This is a genomic window from Aminobacter sp. P4_D5 (assembly GCF_056401815.1).
In genome coordinates this window covers 1-974 of record NZ_JBFUIP010000452.1, presented here as the reverse complement: position 1 = coordinate 974, position 974 = coordinate 1, and the positions used below count along the sequence as shown (strand labels likewise).

General features: G+C 62.0%; 1 protein-coding gene and 1 pseudogene. One reads left to right on the top strand and one right to left on the bottom strand.

The window, feature by feature from the left end; translation table 11 throughout:
• Positions 1-13: 13 nt before the first annotated feature.
• A pseudogene (locus AC1DWF_RS32675) lies at positions 14-388 on the bottom strand (Nramp family divalent metal transporter); the annotation flags it as partial.
• 185 nt (positions 389-573) lie between these two features.
• Between AC1DWF_RS32675 and AC1DWF_RS32670 the strand changes: the two are divergent.
• Positions 574-974: TetR/AcrR family transcriptional regulator (locus AC1DWF_RS32670; RefSeq protein ID WP_476842667.1), on the top strand; the 401-nt coding region annotated here is incomplete at its 3' end.

Here is a 974-nt window from a genome sequence, read left to right as displayed (position 1 = left end):
CTTATGTCTTATGGGCCATGAACCATAAGACATAAGCGACCGGGCGAGGAAAGGCGTCGCGGCAGGCCTGCGCCAGATCGCGCCCCGAAGCGATGGCGAGCCGCGCGCAGAGCGACTGCAGCACGATCGCCATGATGTTGGAAACCAGCGCAACGACCAGCAAGGTGTATCCGAAGCGCGACCCGCCTGCGATCGACGTCGCCCAGTTGCCCGGATCCATGTAGCCGACGGCAACGAGATAGCCTGGGCCGACGAAGGCGGCGGCCCTGCGCCAGCTTGAGCCGCTGGTGTGGACGGGGATTGATCGATGGACCTCCGAAAGCGACCCTTCGCCCCTGGCGGTCCGCCAGCCTTCGTTGTCGACGGCGGGCCGGGTGTAAGAGTCCAACGGACGCCCCTCTAATCGCAGTTGCAAGTCATTTGCAATAATACCGGAAGCCAAGGTTTTGGCAAGCCCCGGCTGAGTGGGCAATGGTGCCCTCAACGCGCGATGCGATTGCCGGCTGCTTGACACCGCCCATGTTTTGATAATTAATAGATCGACTAGTCTATTAATTAATTGGATGCCACGAAATGCGGAAGATAGATCCCGAAAAGCACGCCGCCAGACGGCAGGCCATCATCGGCGCGGCCAAGACCTGTTTTGCCAGGAAAGGCTTTCACCAGACCAGCACCGCCGAGATCTGCGCCGCGGTCGGTATGAGCCCGGGCAACCTGTTTCATTATTTTCCCAGCAAGCAGGCGATCATTGCCGCCATCGTTGAGCAGGAAGGCGAGGAGACCGTGGGGCTGTTCAAGGCGCTTGGCGCGCGCGACGACCTTTACGGCGCCCTGGTCGAGTTCATGGACATCGTGCTGACGCTCGCCGCTGATGCCGAGTTCTCGTCGCTGGCGCTTGAAATCGCTGCCGAGGCGGGGCGCGAGCCGGCGATTGCCGTTCTCGTCGGGCGCAACGACGGCGAGTTGCGCGCGGC